We start from the raw sequence: 19294 nt of genomic DNA, 5'->3' as shown, positions 1-19294 counted from the left end.
ACACTCCTTGGAAAGGGCAGCTCAAAGCAGTGACCAAAGGAAAGCACTAACTTGTGGTTAGTGCAACCTGGCGGGTAGCGCTGCCTCCGCGTACCCTTGCGGTATGACCGTCACCGCCCAGGACCACGACGACCTCGCCTACAACGTCTTCGCCAAGGCCTGCCCCTCGCGCGGCACGCTGGAGCACGTCACGGGCCGCTGGGGCGGGCTGACGCTCGGCGCGCTGTACGAGGGGTCGCTGCGCTTCAACGAGCTGCGCCGCCGCGTCGACGGGGTGAGCGAGAAGATGCTGTCCCAGACCCTGCACGCGCTGGAGCGCGACGGACTGGTGCACCGGGAGGCCCAGCCGACCAACCCGCCCCGCGTGGACTACGAACTGACCCCGCTCGGCCGCCAGGTCGCCGAACGCCTGCTGGCGCTCATCCACTGCGTGGAGGACGCGATGGACGACGTCCTGGCGTCCCGCGAGGCGTACGACGGCCGACAGCCGGCGTAGCCGCGCGAGGTCACCCGGCGCCGAAGCCCCGGAAAGGGGATCAGAAGCCCCGGAAAGGGGATCATGCGGAGGCTTCTCCCGACCCGGGCCGGCCGGTCACGCTGCCGTACGGGGTGGGCGCTGACACTTCGGGCAGAAGTAACTGGACCGGTTCATCCACGGCCGGCGGCGCATCGGGGTGCCGCACCGCTTGCAGGGCAGCCCCTCTCTGCCGTAGGCGTCCAGGGAGCGGTCGAAGTAGCCCGACTCGCCGTTGACGTTGACGTACAGGCTGTCGAAGCTGGTGCCGCCGACGGCGAGGGCCGCGTTCATCACGTCCCGTACATGGCCGAGGAGTTGCGCCGTGACCGGGCGGGTGAGGCTCGCCGTCGGGCGTTCGTAGTGGAGGCGGGCGCGCCACAGGGCCTCGTCCGCGTAGATGTTGCCGACCCCGCTGATCAGCGACTGGTCCAGCAGGGCCCGTTTGATGGTGGTCCGCTTACGGCGCAGGGCCGCATGGAAGGCCTCGTCGTCGAACAGCTCGTCGAGGGGGTCGCGGGCGATGTGCGCGATCACGTCCGGCAGGCCCTCGGGGGTGTTGTCGTGCAGCGACAGGCCGCCGAAGGTGCGCTGGTCGACGAAGCGCAGTTCGGTGCCGAGGGAGTCGGCGAACCGGACGCGGATGCGCAGGTGCTTCTCGTCCGGCGCCTCGTGCGGCTGCACCAGCAGCTGGCCGCTCATCCCGAGGTGGGCGAGGACGGACTGGTTCGTCTCCTCCAGCGGCAGCCACAGGTACTTGCCGCGTCGGCTCGGGGTGCCGATGTGGTGGCCCTTGAGCCGGTGGGCGAAGTCGTCGGCGCCCGCGATGTGCCGGCGTACGGCGCGAGGGTGCAGCACCTCGACCTCGGCGACGGTGCGATGGGCGACCCACCGCTCCAGGCCGCGCCGGACGACCTCGACCTCGGGCAACTCGGGCATCGGGACCCCCGTACGAAACCGGTGGATGAGCGGAGCGCCCGCCCCGTCGTGAACGGTGGGGCGGGCGCTCGGTGCTGCTTTCGTCAGGCGGTGGCGGACGACGGGTCGCCGTCCGCGGCCTTGGCGGCGGCGGCCTCCCTGGCCGCGCCGTCCACAGCGGCGGCCTCCTTGGCCGCCTTGGCGCGCTCGTCCGCCGCGGCCCGGATGGACCGCCAGGCGGACTCGGCGGCCTGCTGCTCCGCCTCCTTCTTGCTGCGGCCGGTGCCGGTGCCGTACGAGACGCCTCCGACGCGGGCGGCAGCAGTGAAGATCTTCTCGTGGTCGGGGCCGGTCTCCGTGACCAGGTACTCGGGCACGCCGAGCCCCTCGATCGCGGTCAGCTCCTGGAGACTGGTCTTCCAGTCCAGGCCGGCTCCGAGGTTGGAGGACTTCTCGATCAGCGGGTCGAAGAGCCGGTGCACCAGCTCGGACGCCGCGTCGAGGCCCTGGTCGAGATAGACCGCACCGATCACCGCTTCGAGGGTGTCGGCGAGGATGGACGCCTTGTCCCGGCCGCCCGTGCCCTCTTCACCCCGGCCCAGCCGGATGAAGGCGCCCAGGTCGAGGCCGCGGCCCACTTCCGCCAGCGCACGCGAGTTGACCACCGCGGCCCGCAACTTGGCCAGCTGGCCTTCGGGCAGGTCGGGGTGGGTGCGGTACAGCGTGTCCGTGACGACGAGGCCGAGGACGGAGTCACCGAGGAACTCCAGCCGCTCGTTCGTCGGCAGACCGCCGTTCTCGTACGCGTAGGAACGGTGGGTCAGCGCACGCACCAGAAGGGCGGACTCGAGCTGGTAGCCGAGCCGCCCTTCCAGAAGCGTGTGGGACGAGGCCTGGTTGTCCACTTTCTTCGTGGCGGATGCCTCCGCCGTGGCGTCTTCCGCCTTCTTGGGACTGGACACAGTGCCTCTCACCAGCCCGCTCAGACTTCGAGGACCTGGCGCTTGTTGTAGGTGCCGCAAGACGGGCACGCGATGTGCTGCTGCTTGGGCTCGTGGCAGCGCTCGCACGCAACCAGGGTGGGGACCGCAGCCTTCCACTGCGACCGGCGGTGGCGCGTGTTGCTGCGCGACATCTTCCGCTTCGGAACAGCCACGGCTACTTCTCCTGCTTCTCGTCGACGCCCGCTTCGGCGCCGCTCATCTCGTCCTTCTCGCCGTCTTCGAGTGAACCGGCGAGTCCCTGCAAAGCCGCCCAACGGATGTCGACGGCGTCGTGGTGGTGGTCCGGGTCGTCCGCGAGCCGCGCTCCGCACTCGGAGCACAGACCCGGGCAGCCTTCCTGGCACACCGGCTGCATCGGCAGTGCGAGCACCACCGCATCGCGCAGCATGGGTTCGAGGTCGAACATTCCGTCCTCGAGGAAGAACCTGTCCTCGTCGTCCTCGGCGTCGTCGCCCGGTTCCGCGGTCACGCGGCCCCGGTCGTCGGCGTCAGGGTACGAAAACAGTTCCTGGAAGTCCGCTTCGAGCTCCAGCTCGACCGGCTCCAGACACCTTACGCACTCCCCCTCGGCCAGTGCACGGGCGGTGCCTGTGACGAGCACCCCTTCCATGACCGACTCGAGCCGGAGTTCGAGCTCCACCGGGGCGCCTTCCGGCACTCCGATGACTCCCGCGATACCGAGGTCCCGAGGGGCGTCGATCGTGCGGGTCAGGCGCTGCAGCGCGCCTGGACGCCGACCCAGCTCGTGCGTGTCGAACACGAGGGGGTTGCGGTGGTCGAGGCGGGCGTTGGAGGCCATTCCTGCTTTCGATCTTCGAACTCGAGGGGACGCCGCCCGCCGGTGTCGCGGGCAGCGGTGATCGCGGACATACGCGCGACCGAAGAGCCAGGATACTGGACCTTTCACTCAGGGCCCAATCCGGTGCGACTTCGGTACGCGGCTACATGCCCCGGCCCTGTTCGTACGCCCTCAGCTGCTCCGCGCTGATCATGCCGGTGTCGAAGAGGCTGGTCTCGTCGAGCGCGTAGCCCTGCTGCTGCGACTGCTGCGACTGCTGGGGCTGCTGCGCCTGTCGGGCCTGCTGGGCCTGCTGAACGTCGTAGGCGGCCTGCTGGGCGTCGTAGCCCTGGTAGGCGTACGGGTCGGCCTGCTGGTAACCGTACGGGTCCTGCTGCCGGCCGTAGTCGGACTGCTGCGGGAAGCCCCCCGCGTACGGGTCCGGCTGCTGCTCGTAGCCATAGGCCGGCTGCGGCTCGTACGACGGCTCCGGCTGCCGCGGCGGTGCCGGGCGCTCGGCCGGGGTGTCGGTGAGGGCCGCGAGGTCGGCGAGGTAGTCGGCGTCGCTGGAGTGCTGGTAGGTCGTGGTGTCGTCGGCGAGGGCGCCGAGGTCGTCGGTGGCGATCCGGCCGTGCAGCTTCTGCCGGCCCCGGCCGACGGCCTCCAGGGTCTTTGCCAGGACCGCCTCGAAGGCGCCGAGCTTGGCGTCGACATACGCGTCGGCGTTGTGGCGCAGGGTCTCCGGGTCCTGGCTGCGCTCGGGGGCGTCCTCGTCCTCGTAACCGTTCTCGTCCAGGCCGGGGCCGGTGCCCAGGAGCTTCTCGCGGCCGCGGCCGACCGAACCGAGGGTCTTGTTGAGGACGACCTCGAAGTTGGCGAGCTTGGAGTCGACGTAGTCGTCGGCCTCGGCGCGGATCTCCTCGGCCTCCTGACGGGCCTCGGCGAGGATCCGGTCGGCCTCGGCCTGGGCGCGGCGGGCGATCTCGGTGTCGGAGATCAGCGAGCCGCGCTCGGCGTGCGCGTTCTCGATGATCCGCTCGGCCTCCAGGCGGGCCTGCTCGACCATCTGCTCACGGCCGCCGATCAGTTCCTGCGCCTGCGCGAGGGAGCCGGGCAGGGCCTGGCGCACCTCTTCCAGCAGCTCGAGCAGCTCGGCGCGGTTGATCACGCAGGACGCCGACATGGGCATGCCCCGGGCGCCGGCGACCGCGGAGACGATCTCGTCGAGCTTCTTCTGCACGTCCACCTGTGCTCGCCACTCTCTACAGCCGGGTTGGAGACGGACGGGACGACTGTAGCCCCATCAGTCCTGGCGCAGACGCTTGTTCAGGGCCTCCAGCACCAGGGGCGGCACCAGGTGGGAGACGTCTCCGCCCCAGGCCGCGACCTCCTTGACCAAGGAGGAGGACAGGAAGCTGTAGGTGGGGTTGGTGGGCACGAAGAGCGTTTCGACGCCGGTGAGGCCGATGTTCATCTGGGCCATCTGGAGTTCGTAGTCGAAGTCGCTGACGGCGCGCAGGCCCTTGACGATGGCGGGGATGTCGCGCTGCTTGCAGTAGTCGACGAGGAGGCCGTGGAAGGCCTCCACGCGGACGTTGGCGTACTCGGCGGTGACCTGGCGGATCAGCTCGATCCGCTCCTCGATCCCGAAGAGGCCCTTCTTGGACTTGTTGATCATCACCGCGACATAGACCTCGTCGTACAGACGGGAGGCGCGGGCAATGATGTCGAGGTGTCCGTTGGTGATCGGGTCGAACGACCCGGGACAGACGGCGCGGCGCACTTGAGATCCCTCGCTCTCCGGTCCGGTCATCGTGCGTCTTCGCACGTAGAGGCGGCGCGACCGTACCAAAACGTTCCCTCGCCGTAGCGACGCGACCGGATCGCCTCGAAGCCGTCCGGCCAGTGGAATTCGCCGCCTCTGGTGCTGCGCTCCACGGTGACGAGGGCTTCTTCCGCGAGCCACCCCTCCGTGCGGAGTGTGAGCAGAATCTCCCGGAGATCGTCGTCGGTGACGGCGTACGGCGGGTCCAGGAAGACCAGGTCGTACGGCTCGGCGGGGGGTGCGGTCCTGATGACTTGCTCCGCTTTGCCCGCTCTCACCTCGGCGCCCGGCAGGCCCAGGTTCTTCACGTTGTCCCGGACGATCCTCGCCGCGCGGGCGTCCGCCTCGACCAGGAGGGTGTGCCCCGCGCCCCGGGAGAGGGCTTCGAGGCCGACGGCTCCGGAGCCCGCGTAGAGGTCGAGGACCCGCTCGCCTCGGAGGGGGCCGCCGAGGAGGGACTGCCAGGTGGAGAAGAGACCTTCGCGGGCGCGGTCGGAGGTGGGGCGGGTGCCGGTGCCTGGCGGGACGGCGAGGCGACGTCCGCCGGCCACGCCGGCGATCACGCGGGTCATCTTCGGTCCTTGTTCGGGGGTGATTACGGATTCAGTTTGGCAGCAGGTCCGTCGTGCTCGCTCGCGCCCGCGTGGCCGAGCCGCACGCCGGTACGGCTCGCGCCGTGGGCACTTCCGCTTCAGCCCTTTTCCAGGTACTGCTCCCTCTCCTCGTCCACCAGGGCGTCCAGCGCCGTCCGCAGGCCGGGAAGGTGCCGCAGCTCCGGATCCGCCGCCACGACCGCCGCCGCCTCCTCTCTCGCCTCCGCGATGACCTCCTCGTCCTCGATGACCGCGAGGACCCGGAGGCTGGAACGGGCACCGGACTGGGCCTGGCCGAGGACGTCTCCCTCGCGGCGTTGCTCGAGGTCGATGCGGGAGAGTTCGAAGCCGTCGAGGGTGGAGGCGACCGCGTTGAGGCGTTGGCGGGCCGCGGCGGCCTCGGGCATCTCGGTGACCAGGAGGCACAGACCGGGGGCCGAGCCGCGGCCGACCCGGCCACGCAGCTGGTGGAGCTGGGAGACGCCGAAGCGGTCGGCATCCATGATCACCATCGCGGTGGCGTTGGGGACGTTGACGCCGACCTCGATCACGGTGGTGGCGACCAGGACGTCGGTCTCGCCGGCCGCGAAGCGGCGCATGACGGCGTCCTTGTCGTCAGGGTGCATACGGCCGTGCAGGACCTCGACCCTGAGCCCCTGGAGCGGGCCCTTGCCCAACTGGTCGGCCACGTCGAGAACCGCGAGCGGGGGCCGCTTCTCGGCCTCGTCCTCGGCGGACTTCTTCTTGCCGGCCTTCTTGGGATCGTCCTCCTCGTCTCCGATGCGGGGGCAGACGACGTACGCCTGGTGGCCGCCCGCCACCTCCTCGCGGACCCGTTCCCAGGCGCGGGCCAGGAAGTGGGGCTTGTCGGCGGCCGGGACGACGTGGCTGGCGATCGGGGAGCGGCCGGCCGGGAGCTGGTCGAGGACCGAGGTCTCCAGGTCGCCGAAGACGGTCATCGCGACCGTGCGCGGGATGGGGGTGGCCGTCATGACGAGGAGGTGCGGGGGCTGTTTGCCCTTGCCGCGCAGGGCGTCGCGCTGCTCGACGCCGAAGCGGTGCTGCTCGTCGACCACGACCAGGCCCAGGTCGTGGAACTGGACCTTGTCCTCGATCAGGGCGTGCGTGCCGATGACGATGCCGGCCTCGCCGGTGACCAGGTCCAGGAGGGCCTGGCGGCGGCCGGCGGCGGCCGTCGAGCCGGTGAGCAGGACCACCTTGGTGGCATGCTCGGCACCGCCCAGCATCCCTCCCTCGGCCAGCTCGCCCATCATCTCGGTGATCGAGCGGTGGTGCTGCTGGGCGAGGACCTCCGTGGGCGCGAGCAGCGCGGCCTGGCCGCCCGCGTCGACCACGGCGAGCATCGCGCGCAGGGCGACGAGCGTCTTGCCGGAGCCGACCTCGCCCTGGAGCAGGCGGTGCATCGGGTGGTCGGTGGCCAGGTCGTCGAAGATCTCCTTGGAGACCTTCTGCTGGCCCTCGGTGAGGGTGAAGGGCAGGCGGTCGTCGAAGGCCGTGAGGACGCCGTCCGGCTTGGGGGCGCGGGGTACGGCGGGGAGCTGGGTGTCGGCGTGCCGGCGGCGGGCCAGGGCCACCTGGAGGACGAAGGCCTCGTCCCACTTGAGGCGGGCGCGGGCGCCGGCGATGTCCGCCTTGGTGTGCGGGCGGTGGATCCTTAGGAGTGCCTCGGGGAGCGGGAGCAGGCCACGGCCCTCGCGGAGGGAGTCCGGGAGGGGGTCGAGGGCCTCCTGGGCGCTGGGCAGCACCGTCTGGACCGCCTTGCCGATCTTCCAGGACTCCAGTTTGGCGGTGGCGGGGTAGATCGGGATGAGGGCGCCGGCCCAGGTCTCGACCGTCTCCTCGCTGTCGCCGCGCAGCAGCTCGTAGGCGGGGTGGGCGAGTTGGAGGCGGCGGTTGAAGACGGAGACCCGGCCGGCGAACATCGCGCGGGTGCCGGGCAGCAGTTCCTTGTGGGGCTTGTGCACGCCGTTGCCGAAGAAGACCAGCGTGAGCCGGCCGCTGCCGTCGGTGATCGTGACCTCGAGACGCTGGCCCTTGCCCCGGGGGGCCTTGGCCGAGGCGAAGCTGTGCAGGCGGGCGTCGGCGACCTGGGCGACCACCGTGACGTGCTCGTCCATGGGGAGGTCGGCGAGGTGGGTGAGCTGGCCGCGCTCCTCGTATCTGCGCGGGTAGTGGTGCAGGAGGTCGCCGACGGTGTGCAGGCCGAGGTGCTCGGCCATCACCTTCGCGGTGGCGGGGCCGAGCACTGACTTCAGGCATTGCTTCAGTGGTTCTTCCAGTGCGGGCACGAGATCCATTGCACACCACGGCACTGACAATGCCGTACACGCTGTGCTGCGGATTCGCCGGACGCTGCCCCGTGATGCGTCCGGCGTTGCCCGAGAGATCCGGGAAACCCCTGGTCAGTGGTCTGTTCCGGCTCTAGGATGGCGCGCTCCGGCCATCCTTCGCGGTCACCGCACCCTCCGGGACCGCCCGACCCCGCGCCGCACGTACTCCCCCCGCCGGCGCATGACGATGGACTCCCAGACATCCCGGTCATCCCAGGCATCCCAGTCACCTCACCCACCTCATATGTTTCAGGTCGACCTGCGCGGTCTGGTGGACCTGCTCTCCCATCACCTCTACTCCAGCCCCAAGGTCTATCTGCGCGAACTGCTGCAGAACGCCGTGGACGCCATCACCGCCCGGCGGGCCGCGGACCCCGGCTCCCCGGCACTGGTGCGGCTGCACGCGGCGGACGGCGGCCTGCGGGTGGAGGACAGCGGCGTCGGGCTCACCGAGTCGGACGTGCACGACCTGCTGGCGACCATCGGCCGCAGCTCCAAGCGGGCCGAGGGGCTGCAGGAGGCCCGGTCCGGCTTCCTCGGCCAGTTCGGCATCGGGCTGCTGGCCTGTTTCGTGGTCGCCGAGCGGATCCGGGTGGTCAGCCGCAGCGCCCGTACGCCCGACGCCCCGCCGGTCGAGTGGACGGCCCGGGACGACGGGTCGTACACCGTGCGCACGCTGCCCGGCGCCGAGCGGCCCGAGCCGGGCACGACCGTGTACCTGACCGCGCGGCCCGGAGCGGCCGAGTGGCTCTCGCCCGAGCGGGTCCGCGCCCTCGCCCGGGACTTCGGCGCACTGCTGCCGTACGACGTCCGGGTGGGCGAGGAGCGGATCACCGATCTGCCGGCGCCCTGGGACCGCCCGTACCCGAGTCCCGCCACGAGACGGGTGGCGCTGGCCCGGCACTGTCACGAGCTGTTCGCGTTCACCCCGCTGGACTCGATCGACCTGGACGTGCCGGTGGCCGGGATCCGCGGGGTGGCGTACGTGCTGCCGTCGGCGGTCAGCCCGGCCCAGCGGGCGACCCATCGCGTGCACCTGAAGGGCATGCTGCTGACCGAGCGGGCCGAACAGCTGCTGCCGGACTGGGCGTTCTTCGTGCGCTGCGTGCTGGACACCGACAGCCTGCGGCCGACCGCCTCGCGCGAGTCGCTGTACGAGGACGAGACCCTCGCCGCCGTCCGGGACGCGCTCGGCGAACGGATCCGGTCCTGGCTGACCGGGCTCGCCGCCGGTGATCCGGAGCGGCTCGCGGCCTTCCTCGCCGTGCACCACCTCGGTGTGAAGTCCCTAGCCCGGCACGACGGCGACATGCTGCGCACCATGCTGCCGTGGCTGCCGTTCGAGACGACCGACGGACAGCTGGCCCTGGAGGAGTTCGCGCAGCGGCACCCGGTGGTGCACTTCACGCGGACCGTCGAGGAGTACCGGCAGGTCGCGCCGATCGCCTCCGCGCAGGGGGTCGGGGTCGTCAACGGCGGTTACACCTACGACAGCGAGCTGATCGAGGCGCTGCCGCGGGTGCGGCCGGGGACGGTGGTCGCCGAGCTGGACGCGGACACCGTGACCGCGCACCTGGACGCGGTGGACCCGGCCGAGGAGCTGGCGCTGTCGGGCTTCCTGGCGGCCGCGCGGGCGAAGCTCGACCCGCTGGGCTGTGACGTCGTGCTGCGCGCCTTCCACCCGCTGTCCGTGCCCGCGCTGCATCTGGACGACCGGGCGGCACGGCACGAGCACGCGCGGGCCGAGGCCGAGAAGCGGGCCGACGATCTGTGGGCGGGCATCCTCGGCTCGCTGCGCGGCAGCGCCCCCCGCGCGCGTCTGGTGCTCAACCATCTCAACCCGCTGGTCCGCAGGATCAGTTCACTGAGGGACCCGGAGCTGATCGGCACGGCCACCGAGTCGCTGTACGGGCAGGCGCTGCTCATGGCGCAGCGCCCGCTCAGGCCGGCCGACTCGGCACTGCTGAACCGGGCGTTCATCGGCCTCCTGGAGTGGGCCACGCATGGGGAGAACGGTCGCTGATGCCTGAGATCACGGACTTCGACGCACTGCGCCGGGCGATGGCGGAGAACTCCGGGCAGCCGGAGGGCCCGGCCCGCAACGCGCGCGCGGAACAGCTGCTCGCCGAGGCGGAGCGGCTGAACATCCCGCTCGCCGTGGTCGAGGCGCTCGGGCACCAGCTGAAGGTCTACAACTACAGCTCCGAGAAGGACAAGATGTTCGTCCCGTTCGCGCGACTGCTGCGCATGTGGGACGAACAGCCGCAGGACTTCGACGAGTACGAGACGCACTCGCTGCACTGGGTCTTCAAGTGGATGTCGGCGGGCATGCTGGACCAGCCGCACATCCCGCTCGCCTCGATCGAGAAGTGGCTCGGCGAGATGGAGCACCGCTACCGGCTCGCCGGACACTCCGAACGGGCGGTGCGCAGCGCCGAGTTCAGCGTGGCCGCGCACATCGGCGACCTGGAGCGGGCCGAGCGGGCGTACGCCGCGTGGCTGGCCGCCGACCGGGACCGGATGGCCGACTGCCACGCCTGCGAGCTGCACGGGCAGGGCACGTGGCAGGCCCGGCGCGGCCGGGACGCCCAGGCTCTGGAGCTGTGGGGGCCGGTGCTGGCGGACGAGTACAGCTGCGCGCACGAGCCGCACACCGTCCTCGCCTCCTCGCTTCTCCCGCTGCTGCGCCTCGGCCGGGTGGAGGAGGCCCGCGCCAACCATCTGCGCGGCTTCCGGCTGGTACGCCCCATGGAGAGCATGCGCGGCGCCTACGCGGACCACGTGGAGTTCTGCGCGCTGACCGGCAACGAGGCCCGCGGACTGGAGCTGCTCGCCGAGCGGCCGGCGTACTTCACGGACGCCGGGCATCCGCGCAGCCGGCTCGACTTCATGGCCGTCGTGGCGCTGCTGATGGACCGGCTGACCGGGCTGGGGCTCGGCGAGCAGCGGGTGGCGGGGCCTGCCGGGCGGACGTGGACGGCGCGGGAACTCGCCGCGCACGCGCGCGCGGAGGCCACGGAACTGGCCGGGCGGTTCGACCGCCGCAACGGCACCTCGTACGTCGGTGACCGGGTCCGCGCGCGTATGTCTCAGCGCCCGCTGGTGGAACGCCTCCCGCTGGGCGTGCGGACGGTGCGCCCGGCGCCGGTGGCGGTGGCCGCCGCACCGGCGCCCGAGGGCTCCGACGAACCGGATCTGGCCACGCTGCTCGCCGAGGCCCGGCGGATGTCGGACACCCTGCGGCCGCACGCGCTCCAGGCGTGGGCGGCGGTCGCGGAGGCCGCGCAAGGCGTCGAGCTGGAGCCGCGCGACCGTGCGGAGATCACCGACCACGAGGCGATGGGCCGGGGCCCCGAGGGCGCCGAGCTGTTCGAGCGGGCGGCCGCGCTGTACGCGGAGGCGGGCGACCCGGGCGAGGCGCTGGCGGCACGCGCGCGGGGGGCGTACGTCCGCGCGCTGGGCGGCGAGGTGGACGCGGCCCAGGCCACGATCGCGGGGCTGTACGACGAGGTGCTCGCGCTGTATGCCGACGAGGCCACCGGAGTACGGCAGACGGCGTCGGTGGTGATGAGCCGGGCCCGGATCCTGATGCGGCGGGTGCACGAGGACACCGCGGGCCCGGCCGCCCGGGCGGCGCTCGCCGAGGCCGAGAGCGCGGTGCGCGAAGTGCTGGCCCTGGTCGACGGGCGGGCCGGGGACGATGTGCGGCTGGCGGCGCGGGCCGCCGAGGCGCGGGCGATGCTCGCCGAGCTGGCCGCGCACGCCGGGGACGCCGGGCGGGCCGCGGAGCTGTTCCGGCGGGCCGCCGCCGAGTACGTGGCCGCGGGGCTCCCGTGGTTCACGGTCGAGTACGAGGTGCAGGTCGCCGCCCTCGCCCACCAGGCCGGTGACCTGGCCGAGTCCGAACGGGTGCTGCGCGCGGCGCTGGAGCACGGCGGGCCGTACGTGGAGCCGGTCGGGCGGGCGCAGCTGCACCTGCAGCTCGCCGAGGTGATCGGCGGCCGGGGCGAGGCCGGGGAGGCGGTCCAGCACGCGCTGGAGGCCGCGCACTGGGCCGACGAGGCCGGCGAGAGCGGCACGCTGGGCGCCTGGGCGCGGCAGCAGCTGGGCGGCTTGCTGCTGCGCCAGGGCCGGTACGCGGAGGCCGCCGAGGTGCTGGAGTCGGCGCTGGCCGACCTGAGCGCCGAGACGCACGGCGACGGGGCGGTCGTCCAGGCCCGCTGGTGGCTCGGGGACTGCCTGGGCGAACTGGGCGAGCACCGGGCGGCCGCCGAACACCGGCTGCGGGCCGCCGACATCGCCCGGCACTGGCCCGAGCAGCAGGACCACGCCACGCTCGCGCACCTCGCCGCCGAGTCCCTGAGCAGCGCCGGGCTGACGGACGAGGCGGACCGGGCCTACACGCGCGCGGGCGAGCTGTGGCGCACGCTCGGCAACCCGCACTTCCTGGTCCGCTCGCTGCGCGCCCGTGGCTGGCTGGCGCTGCGCGGGGAGGCCGGTGCGGAGGGCGCGCGGGAGCTGATGACGGACGCGGTACGCGAGTGCGAGGACGCGCTGGAGGCCGCGGCGGACCCGGTGGCCCGGGAGCAGCTCACGGCGGAGCTGGGCACCACCCACCGCCAGTTCGGTGACCTGCTGGCCCGCACGGCGGCCCAGGAGGCCGAGGAGGCCGGGGACGACGTGATCCGGGCCGCGTTCGAGGCGGCCCTGACCCAGATGGACCGGGCGGCCACGCTGTTCGGCACGCTCGGCGCCGACGGGCTGCACGACCGTACCGGCGCCGGGCTCGCCGCGGGCTGGCTGGAGGCCGACCTCGGCCGGCCGGCCCGGGCGGCGGCACGCGCGCGTGCCGTGCTCGCGGCGTACGAAGGCGCCGGCGACGGGGACGCGGACGGGACGGTCCAGGCCCGGCGGGCGGAGGCCACGCAGATGCTCCAGGCGGCACAGGCCGAGGAGTGAGCGCGGCCGCGTTCACTCCACGCCGATGAGCAGCAGTGCCCCCTGCCGGCCGCCCCGGTACACCACCGTGTCCACCGCGAGGTAGGACTCCCGTACCCGGGCCTCCAGGTGCTCGGCGACGGTCTGCGGTGCCTCGTCGCCGACGACCAGGGTGACCAGCTCGCCGCCGGCCTGGAGCATGCGGCCCAGGACGGTCTCGGCGATGGCGGTGACGTCCGGGCCGATCACCGCCACGTCGCCGTCGATCAGGCCCAGGACGTCCCCGGCCTGGCAGATGCCGGCCGTCGTCCAGGCCTGGCGTTCGGCGAGGACGACCTCGGCGTACCGGGTGGCGCCGGCCGCCGAGGTCATCTGGACGACGTCCTCGTCGAACCGGCGCTCCGGCTCGTGCACCGCCAGCGCGGCGATGCCCTGGACCGCCGAGCGGGTCGGGATCAGGGCCACCCGGATGCCCTCGGTACGGGCCTGCTCGGCCGCCGCGGCCGCCGTGTGGCGCAGCTCGGCGTCGTTGGGCAGCAGTACGACCTCGCGCGCGTGGGCGCGCCGTACGGCCTGCACCAGCTCGCCGCTGGCGGGCGGCTCCCCGGGGCGCGCGAGGACGGTGGTCGCGCCGGCCTCCGTGTACAGCCCGGCCAGGCCCTCGCCCGGGACGACGGCGACGACGGCCCGCTGGGCGCGCTCGCGCGGCGGGCGCTCGCCACCGGTGTGGACGTCGCCGAGCCCGAAGTGAGTGATCCGGATCCGGTACGGCCGCCCGGCCTCCACGCCCGCCTCCACGGCGGCGCCCGCGTCGTCCACGTGCACATGGACGTTCCACAGCCCGTCGCCGCCGACCACCACCAGGGAGTCCCCGAGGACGTCCAGCCGCGCGCGCAACCGGGCCACGGCCGCGTCGTCGGCCTCCAGGAGGTAGATCACCTCGAAGGCGGGTCCGCCCGCGTCGGCGCCGTCGGCGCACAGACCGGCGTCCGGGGCGGCCCCGCACGCGTTGGTCTTGTCACCTGCCACGCACGCGTGCGCGTCGTCACCGGAAACGGCGGCCGCACGCGCGTGCGGGCCGGCCTCGGCGATCCGGGACTGGCTCACTACGCGCGCGTGCGCGTCGGAAACAGCTTCCGCAGCCCGCAGCGGCTCTCGTGCCGCCTCCCCGGTGAACGCCTCCACCAGCGCCCCCAGCACCGCCACCAGCCCGCGTCCGCCCGCGTCGACCACCCCGGCCCGCCGCAGCACGGCCAGCTGGCCGGGAGTCGCCGCCAGGGCCGTCCGCGCGCCCTCGTAGGCCGCCCGCGCGACGGCCCCGCAGTCGCCCTCGGCCCGCTCGGCCGCGTCCGCGGCGGCGGCGGCGACCGTCAGCACGGTGCCCTCGACGGGGTGGGCCACGGCCTGCCGGGCGGAGTCGGCGGCCCGCCGCAGGGCCAGCCGCAGCCCCGTACCGTCGATGTGCGGCCTGTCCCGGCCGGAGTCGTCGGCGAGCACCTGCGCCATGCCCCGCAGCAACTGCGCGAGGATCGTCCCGGAGTTGCCCCGGGCCCCGATGAGCGCCCCGTGCGCCATGGCGCGCACCGCGTCCGCGAGGGACGGCTCCTCGGAGCCCGTCCCGTACCCGGCGAACACGGCCTCCACGGCCGTCGCCGCCGACTCCAGGGTCAGATAGAGGTTGGTTCCGGTGTCGCCGTCCGCCACCGGATAGACGTTGATCGCGTCGATCTCCTCGCGGGCCCGCCCCAGTGCCGCGAGCGCCAGACCGCACCAGGTGCGCACCGCGAGAGCATCGAGGAATGTCTGCGGCACCTGCGCCACCTGCGCCTCCCTGAGCTGGCTGGACGTGGGACGCAGCGTAGACCCCGAGCCGGTGTGCACCGGAAGCGGGCCGGGAGCGGGGCCCTGATCTGCCATGGTAGTTTCGTTGTACGGACGCAGTCGTTGTATGCTGCTCCGGTTGCCCGATCCGATCGGGCCATTCCCCCTGGCACCGCCACTCAGATCTCAGGTCTTAAGATCTCGATCCCGGCATGCCGGGATCAACCGTAAGTGCATCTGAAGTCTTTGGAGTGACCCGTGGCTGCCAACTGCGACGTCTGCGGCAAGGGGCCGGGCTTCGGCAACAACATCTCGCACTCTCACCGCCGTACGCCTCGCCGCTGGAACCCGAACATCCAGCGTGTGCGTACCGTGGTCGGCGGGACGCCGAAGCGCGTGAACGCTTGCACCTCGTGCATCAAGGCCGGCAAGGTCTCGCGCTGACGCTACAGCTGAGCGCGCGGCCACTGCCTGGTTCGCTGCACGGAGCCGGTCCACCCTCGGGTGGGCCGGCTTTTTGCCGTACCCGCAAGATCAGCCGTACCCGCAAGATCACTCGGGCGACCTGAACCGCCAGCCGTGATCCACCGGCCCGATCCCCGCCCCCAGCGCGAACCCGGCCGCGATCGCCCCGGTCACGTACTCCTTGGCCCGGGTGACCGCCTCCGGCACCGGCAGCCCCTTCGCCAGCCCCGACGCGATCGCGGAGGCGAGTGTGCAGCCCGTGCCGTGCGTGTGCCGGTTGTCGTGGCGTGGGGCCCGCAGCCAGTGCTCCGCCGAGCCGTCCGTGAGCAGGTCCACGGCATCCCCGGACAGATGGCCGCCCTTGATCAGCACCCAGCGCGGCCCGTACTCCAGCACGGCCGCCGCGGCCCGACGCAGATCGCCCTCCGACTCGACCCGTACCCCGGTGAGCTGCAGCACCTCGTCGAGGTTCGGGGTCGCCACGGTCGCCGCCGGCAGCAGCTTGGTGCGCACCGAGTCCAGTGCGGAGGCGGCCAGCAGCGGGTCGCCGTGCTTGGAGACGCCCACCGGGTCGACCACGGCGGGCGCGTCCGTGCCGGAGATCAACTCGGCGACCGCCTCGACCAGTTCGGCCGAGGCCAGCATGCCGGTCTTCACGGCCTGTACGCCGATGTCGTCCACGACGCTGCGGTACTGCGCCCGGACCGCCTCCACCGGCAGCCCCCAGGCGCCCTGCACGCCCACGGAGTTCTGCGCGGTCACCGCCGTGATCACGCTCATCCCGTGCACGCCGAGCGCCAGCAGCGTCTTCAGGTCGGCCTGGATGCCCGCCCCCCCGCCGGAGTCCGAGCCCGCCACCGTGAGAACCCTGGGGATCATGACTCGATGTCCCCGAAGTGGTCCCAGCCGCCCTTGCTGGTCCAGGGCGCCCCGTCGACCGTCACCTGGGGCAGCGCGGACGGGTTGAGGACCTCGCCGATGACCTTCCAGCGGGCCGGCAGTTTGACGTCCGGCGGGAAGGTCGCCACGATCGCGTGGTCCTCTCCCCCGGTCAGCACCCACTGCAGCGGGTCCACGCCGACGGCCTGCCCGATGTCGTTCATCTGCGTCGGGATGTCGATGGCCCCGGAGCGGATGTCGATGCGGACCTTGCTGGCCTCGGCGATGTGCCCGAGGTCGGCGATCAGCCCGTCGCTCACGTCGCACATGGCGGTGGCGCCGAGCGCGGCGGCGGCCGGACCCGCGTGGTACGGCGGTTCCGGGCGCCGGTGGGCCTCCACGAAGGCGCGCGGCGAACGGAATCCCCGGGCGAGCACCGCGTAGCCGGCCGCGGACCAGCCGAGCCAGCCCGTGACGGCCACCAGGTCGCCGGGCTGGGCACCGGCGCGGGTCACCGGCTCCTGGTTGCGCAGATCGCCGAGCGCGGTGATCGACACCATGATCGTGTCGCCGCGCACGACGTCCCCGCCGACCACGGAGGCGCCCGCCACCTGGCACTCGTCCCGCAGGCCGTCCATCAGCTCGCTCGGCCAGGTGACCGGGAGTTCGGCCGGGACGACCAGGCCGAGCAGCAGCGCGGTGGGTACGGCGCCCATGGCGGCGATGTCCGCGAGGTTCTGCGCCGCGGCCTTGCGCCCGACGTCGTACGCCGTGGACCAGTCCCGGCGGAAGTGCCGCCCCTCCAGCAGGATGTCGGTGCTCGCCACCACCCGGCGGTCGGGCGCGGCGACCACCGCGGCGTCGTCACCGGGGCCGACCCGGACCGCCGGAGTGGTGGTGAGACGGGAGGTGAGCTCCCTGATGAGCCCGAACTCCCCGAGCTCACCAACAGTGCCCTTCATTTCCCTTGGCTCCCCTTCTCTGCCGTGCCGTGCCCGGTCGCGCGTCATCAGTGTCCCCGATACCGTCGAGATGACTGTCGCCGCGGTCGGGATGAACCTCGTCGCGGCCGAGGCGACCGTCAACTTCCGTCGTGCCTGCACCCTGGCGCGCAAGCCCGGTCCCCGCAGGTCTCCCCGCGGGGAGCGGCGACGCGATACCGTGGCGTTCCTTTTCCCCACATGATCCTCGTGGCCGCCCTGGAGGTTCCGTGGTACAGGCGTACATCCTGATCCAGACGGAGGTCGGCAAGGCGTCGACCGTCGCCGAGACGATCAGCAAGATCCCTGGAGTGCTCCAGGCCGAGGACGTGACGGGACCGTACGACGTCATCGTGCGCGCCCAGGCCGACACGGTCGACGACCTCGGCCGCATGGTGGTCGCCAAGGTCCAGCAAGTGGACGGCATCACCCGCACCCTGACCTGTCCGGTCGTGCATCTGTAGCCCCCGTCTACCCTTGGCCGGTGAACATCTTCCGTCACCGTTGCCTCGGCCTGCTCGCGCCCGCGCTGCTGGTCGTGGTCGCGGGCTGCACCTCGAGCGACGACAGCGCCACGGTGGCGGTTCCCGGTCCCGACGCGAAGACGGCGAAGGTGTGCCGGGATCTCGACCGGGTGCTGCCGCGGCAGCTCGACGGACGGAGCCGCAACGACCCCGAGCCCCGGTCCGCCTACACGGCGGGCTGGGGAAACCCGGCGATCATACTGCGCTGCGGTGTCGTACGGCCGCCGAAGATGATCGATCCCAAGGTGGCCGAGGGGGGTGACCCGGACGCGATCGCGGGCGGGGTGAACGGCGTCGACTGGCTGATGGAGAAGCAGGGCGACGGGACCTGGCGGTTCACCACGGCCAACCGCGTGGCCTATGTGCAGCTGAGCCTGCCCGAGGGGATGTCCGCGCAGGAGGAGGGCACCGCGGTGCTCACGGACCTCGCGACCGCGGTCAGGAAGGCGATCCCCAAGGGGATCGCCTCCATGCGGTGACGCCGTGCCGCTCGGTCAGCGCAGCCCCGTGGAGCGGCGCAGCGCCGCCTGCACCAGCCGGTCGATCAGCTCCGGGTAGCCGACCCCGGTGGCCTGCCACATCTGCGGGTACATCGAGATCGGCGTGAAACCGGGCATGGTGTTGATCTCGTTGATGACGAACTCGCCGTCCTCGGCGAGGAAGAAGTCCGCGCGGACCAGGCCCTCGCAGGAGGCCGCCTCGAACGCCTCGATCGCGAGCCGCCGCACCTCGGCGGTCTGCTCCTCGCTGAGCGGTGCCGGGACGATGCCGGGCGTGGAGTCGATGTACTTGGCCTCGAAGTCGTAGTAGGCGTGCGCGTCCGGCGGCGGGATCTCGGCCGGGACGGAGGCGCGCGGCCCGTCCTCGAACTCCAGGACGCCGCACTCGATCTCGCGGCCCCGCACGGCCGCCTCGACCAGGATCTTGGGGTCGTGCGACTGCGCCTCGGCGATCGCCTCGTCCAGGCCGGAGAGATCGTCGACCTTGGTGATGCCGATGGACGAGCCCGCGCGCGCGGGCTTCACGAACAGCGGCCAGCCGTGCTCGCCGGCGAAGTCGACGATCTTCTTGCGGGCGGCGGACTCGTCCTGGGCCCACTCGCGGGGCCGGATCACCACGTACGGGCCGACCTTGAGCCCGAAGGAGGTGAACACCCGCTTCATGTACTCCTTGTCCTGGCCGACGGCCGAGGCGAGCACACCCGCGCCCACGTACGGCACTCCGGACAGCTCCAGCAGTCCCTGCAGGGTGCCGTCCTCGCCGTAGGGGCCGTGGAGCACCGGGAAGACCACGTCGACCTCGCCGAGCGCCTTGGGCACGGAGCCGGGCTCGCTGTAGACGACCTCGCGGCTTCCGGGGTCGACAGGAAGCACCACGCCGCCCTCGACCGACTCCGCCAGGTCCGCGACCTCGGGGGTGCGCCGGTCGGCGATGGCCATCCGCTCCGGCTCGTCGGCCGTCAGCACCCAGCGGCCTTCGCGGGTGATGCCGATCGGCAGGACGTCGTACTTCGTCCGGTCGATGGCGCTCAGGACGGCGCCGGCGGTGACCGCGGAGATCCCGTGTTCGGAACTGCGTCCGCCGAACACGACGGCCACGCGCGGCTTGCGCGACGGCTGCTCAGGGCTCTGGGGGAGGTTCTCGGTGCTCATATCGCGTTGAGAGTACCCGTTGGTAGAGCCCGGATACAGCGTCGACGGGCCG

The 19294-nt window shown here is 72.4% G+C and carries 18 protein-coding genes; 6 read left to right on the top strand and 12 right to left on the bottom strand.

Annotation, left to right across the window (positions count from 1 at the left end; translation table 11 throughout):
- Window positions 1-103: 103 nt before the first annotated feature.
- Window positions 104-496, top strand: a complete 393-nt coding sequence (locus AC07C1_RS29930; protein WP_478943995.1) for a winged helix-turn-helix transcriptional regulator — start codon at window positions 104-106, stop codon at window positions 494-496.
- Between the two features lie 96 nt (window positions 497-592).
- On the opposite strand, the gene mutM is transcribed toward AC07C1_RS29930, so the two are convergent.
- From mutM to recG, 8 genes are all read right to left on the bottom strand, one after another.
- Window positions 593-1453: a bifunctional DNA-formamidopyrimidine glycosylase/DNA-(apurinic or apyrimidinic site) lyase gene (gene mutM, locus AC07C1_RS29925; RefSeq protein WP_478943993.1), complete on the bottom strand. Its 861-nt coding sequence runs from the start codon at window positions 1451-1453 to the stop codon at window positions 593-595.
- Window positions 1454-1536: 83 nt separating this feature from the next.
- Window positions 1537-2406 carry a ribonuclease III gene (gene rnc, locus AC07C1_RS29920; protein ID WP_478943991.1) on the bottom strand — a complete coding sequence of 290 codons (870 nt, stop codon included), beginning with the start codon at window positions 2404-2406 and terminating at the stop codon, window positions 1537-1539.
- Window positions 2407-2414: 8 nt separating this feature from the next.
- On the bottom strand, window positions 2415-2588 hold the full coding sequence (gene rpmF, locus AC07C1_RS29915; protein ID WP_003951102.1) for a 50S ribosomal protein L32: 174 nt from the start codon (window positions 2586-2588) through the stop codon (window positions 2415-2417).
- 2 nt (window positions 2589-2590) lie between these two features.
- Entirely contained in the window at window positions 2591-3235 is a 645-nt protein-coding gene (locus AC07C1_RS29910; RefSeq protein WP_478943989.1) for a YceD family protein, read from the bottom strand.
- 142 nt (window positions 3236-3377) lie between these two features.
- A complete protein-coding gene (locus tag AC07C1_RS29905; RefSeq protein ID WP_478943987.1) occupies window positions 3378-4460 on the bottom strand; it encodes an ATP synthase F0 subunit B in 1083 nt (360 codons plus the stop codon).
- A 57-nt stretch (window positions 4461-4517) separates the two neighbouring features.
- Window positions 4518-4997, bottom strand: a complete 480-nt coding sequence (coaD, locus tag AC07C1_RS29900; RefSeq protein WP_478944139.1) for a pantetheine-phosphate adenylyltransferase — start codon at window positions 4995-4997, stop codon at window positions 4518-4520.
- A 26-nt stretch (window positions 4998-5023) separates the two neighbouring features.
- Window positions 5024-5611: a 16S rRNA (guanine(966)-N(2))-methyltransferase RsmD gene (rsmD, locus tag AC07C1_RS29895; protein WP_478943985.1), complete on the bottom strand. Its 588-nt coding sequence runs from the start codon at window positions 5609-5611 to the stop codon at window positions 5024-5026.
- Window positions 5612-5730: 119 nt separating this feature from the next.
- Window positions 5731-7950, bottom strand: coding sequence for an ATP-dependent DNA helicase RecG (recG, locus tag AC07C1_RS29890; RefSeq protein ID WP_478943983.1), 2220 nt, complete (start codon window positions 7948-7950; stop codon window positions 5731-5733).
- 220 nt (window positions 7951-8170) lie between these two features.
- Here recG and AC07C1_RS29885 point away from each other — a divergent pair, with 220 nt between their 5' ends.
- Window positions 8171-10006, top strand: a complete 1836-nt coding sequence (locus AC07C1_RS29885) for an HSP90 family protein (protein WP_478944138.1) — start codon at window positions 8171-8173, stop codon at window positions 10004-10006.
- Window positions 10006-12942 carry a tetratricopeptide repeat protein gene (locus tag AC07C1_RS29880; protein ID WP_478943981.1) on the top strand — a complete coding sequence of 979 codons (2937 nt, stop codon included), beginning with the start codon at window positions 10006-10008 and terminating at the stop codon, window positions 12940-12942. Before AC07C1_RS29885 ends, AC07C1_RS29880 begins: the two co-directional genes overlap by 1 nt.
- Before the next feature lie 12 nt (window positions 12943-12954).
- Here the strand turns inward: AC07C1_RS29880 and AC07C1_RS29875 are convergent, their stop codons facing one another.
- Complete coding sequence (locus AC07C1_RS29875; RefSeq protein ID WP_478944136.1) at window positions 12955-14742, bottom strand: DAK2 domain-containing protein; 1788 nt, start codon at window positions 14740-14742, stop codon at window positions 12955-12957.
- A 258-nt stretch (window positions 14743-15000) separates the two neighbouring features.
- Here AC07C1_RS29875 and rpmB point away from each other — a divergent pair, with 258 nt between their 5' ends.
- Window positions 15001-15186: a 50S ribosomal protein L28 gene (rpmB, locus tag AC07C1_RS29870; protein ID WP_004924906.1), complete on the top strand. Its 186-nt coding sequence runs from the start codon at window positions 15001-15003 to the stop codon at window positions 15184-15186.
- Between the two features lie 108 nt (window positions 15187-15294).
- On the opposite strand, the gene thiD is transcribed toward rpmB, so the two are convergent.
- Window positions 15295-16086, bottom strand: coding sequence for a bifunctional hydroxymethylpyrimidine kinase/phosphomethylpyrimidine kinase (gene thiD / locus AC07C1_RS29865; protein ID WP_478943979.1), 792 nt, complete (start codon window positions 16084-16086; stop codon window positions 15295-15297).
- Window positions 16083-17048 carry a thiamine-phosphate kinase gene (locus tag AC07C1_RS29860; protein ID WP_478943977.1) on the bottom strand — a complete coding sequence of 322 codons (966 nt, stop codon included), beginning with the start codon at window positions 17046-17048 and terminating at the stop codon, window positions 16083-16085. Before AC07C1_RS29860 ends, thiD begins: the two co-directional genes overlap by 4 nt.
- Before the next feature lie 248 nt (window positions 17049-17296).
- Here AC07C1_RS29860 and AC07C1_RS29855 point away from each other — a divergent pair, with 248 nt between their 5' ends.
- Both AC07C1_RS29855 and AC07C1_RS29850 read left to right on the top strand, forming a co-directional pair.
- Window positions 17297-17530, top strand: a complete 234-nt coding sequence (locus AC07C1_RS29855) for an Lrp/AsnC family transcriptional regulator (protein WP_003993216.1) — start codon at window positions 17297-17299, stop codon at window positions 17528-17530.
- Window positions 17531-17550: 20 nt separating this feature from the next.
- Window positions 17551-18069: a DUF3515 domain-containing protein gene (locus tag AC07C1_RS29850; RefSeq protein ID WP_478943976.1), complete on the top strand. Its 519-nt coding sequence runs from the start codon at window positions 17551-17553 to the stop codon at window positions 18067-18069.
- 15 nt (window positions 18070-18084) lie between these two features.
- Here the strand turns inward: AC07C1_RS29850 and AC07C1_RS29845 are convergent, their stop codons facing one another.
- Window positions 18085-19242, bottom strand: coding sequence for a D-alanine--D-alanine ligase family protein (locus tag AC07C1_RS29845; RefSeq protein WP_478943974.1), 1158 nt, complete (start codon window positions 19240-19242; stop codon window positions 18085-18087).
- Window positions 19243-19294 lie beyond the last annotated feature (52 nt).

The organism is Streptomyces sp. NPDC045022 (genome assembly GCF_056432605.1).
This window is presented reverse-complemented; position numbering and strand designations above follow the sequence as displayed.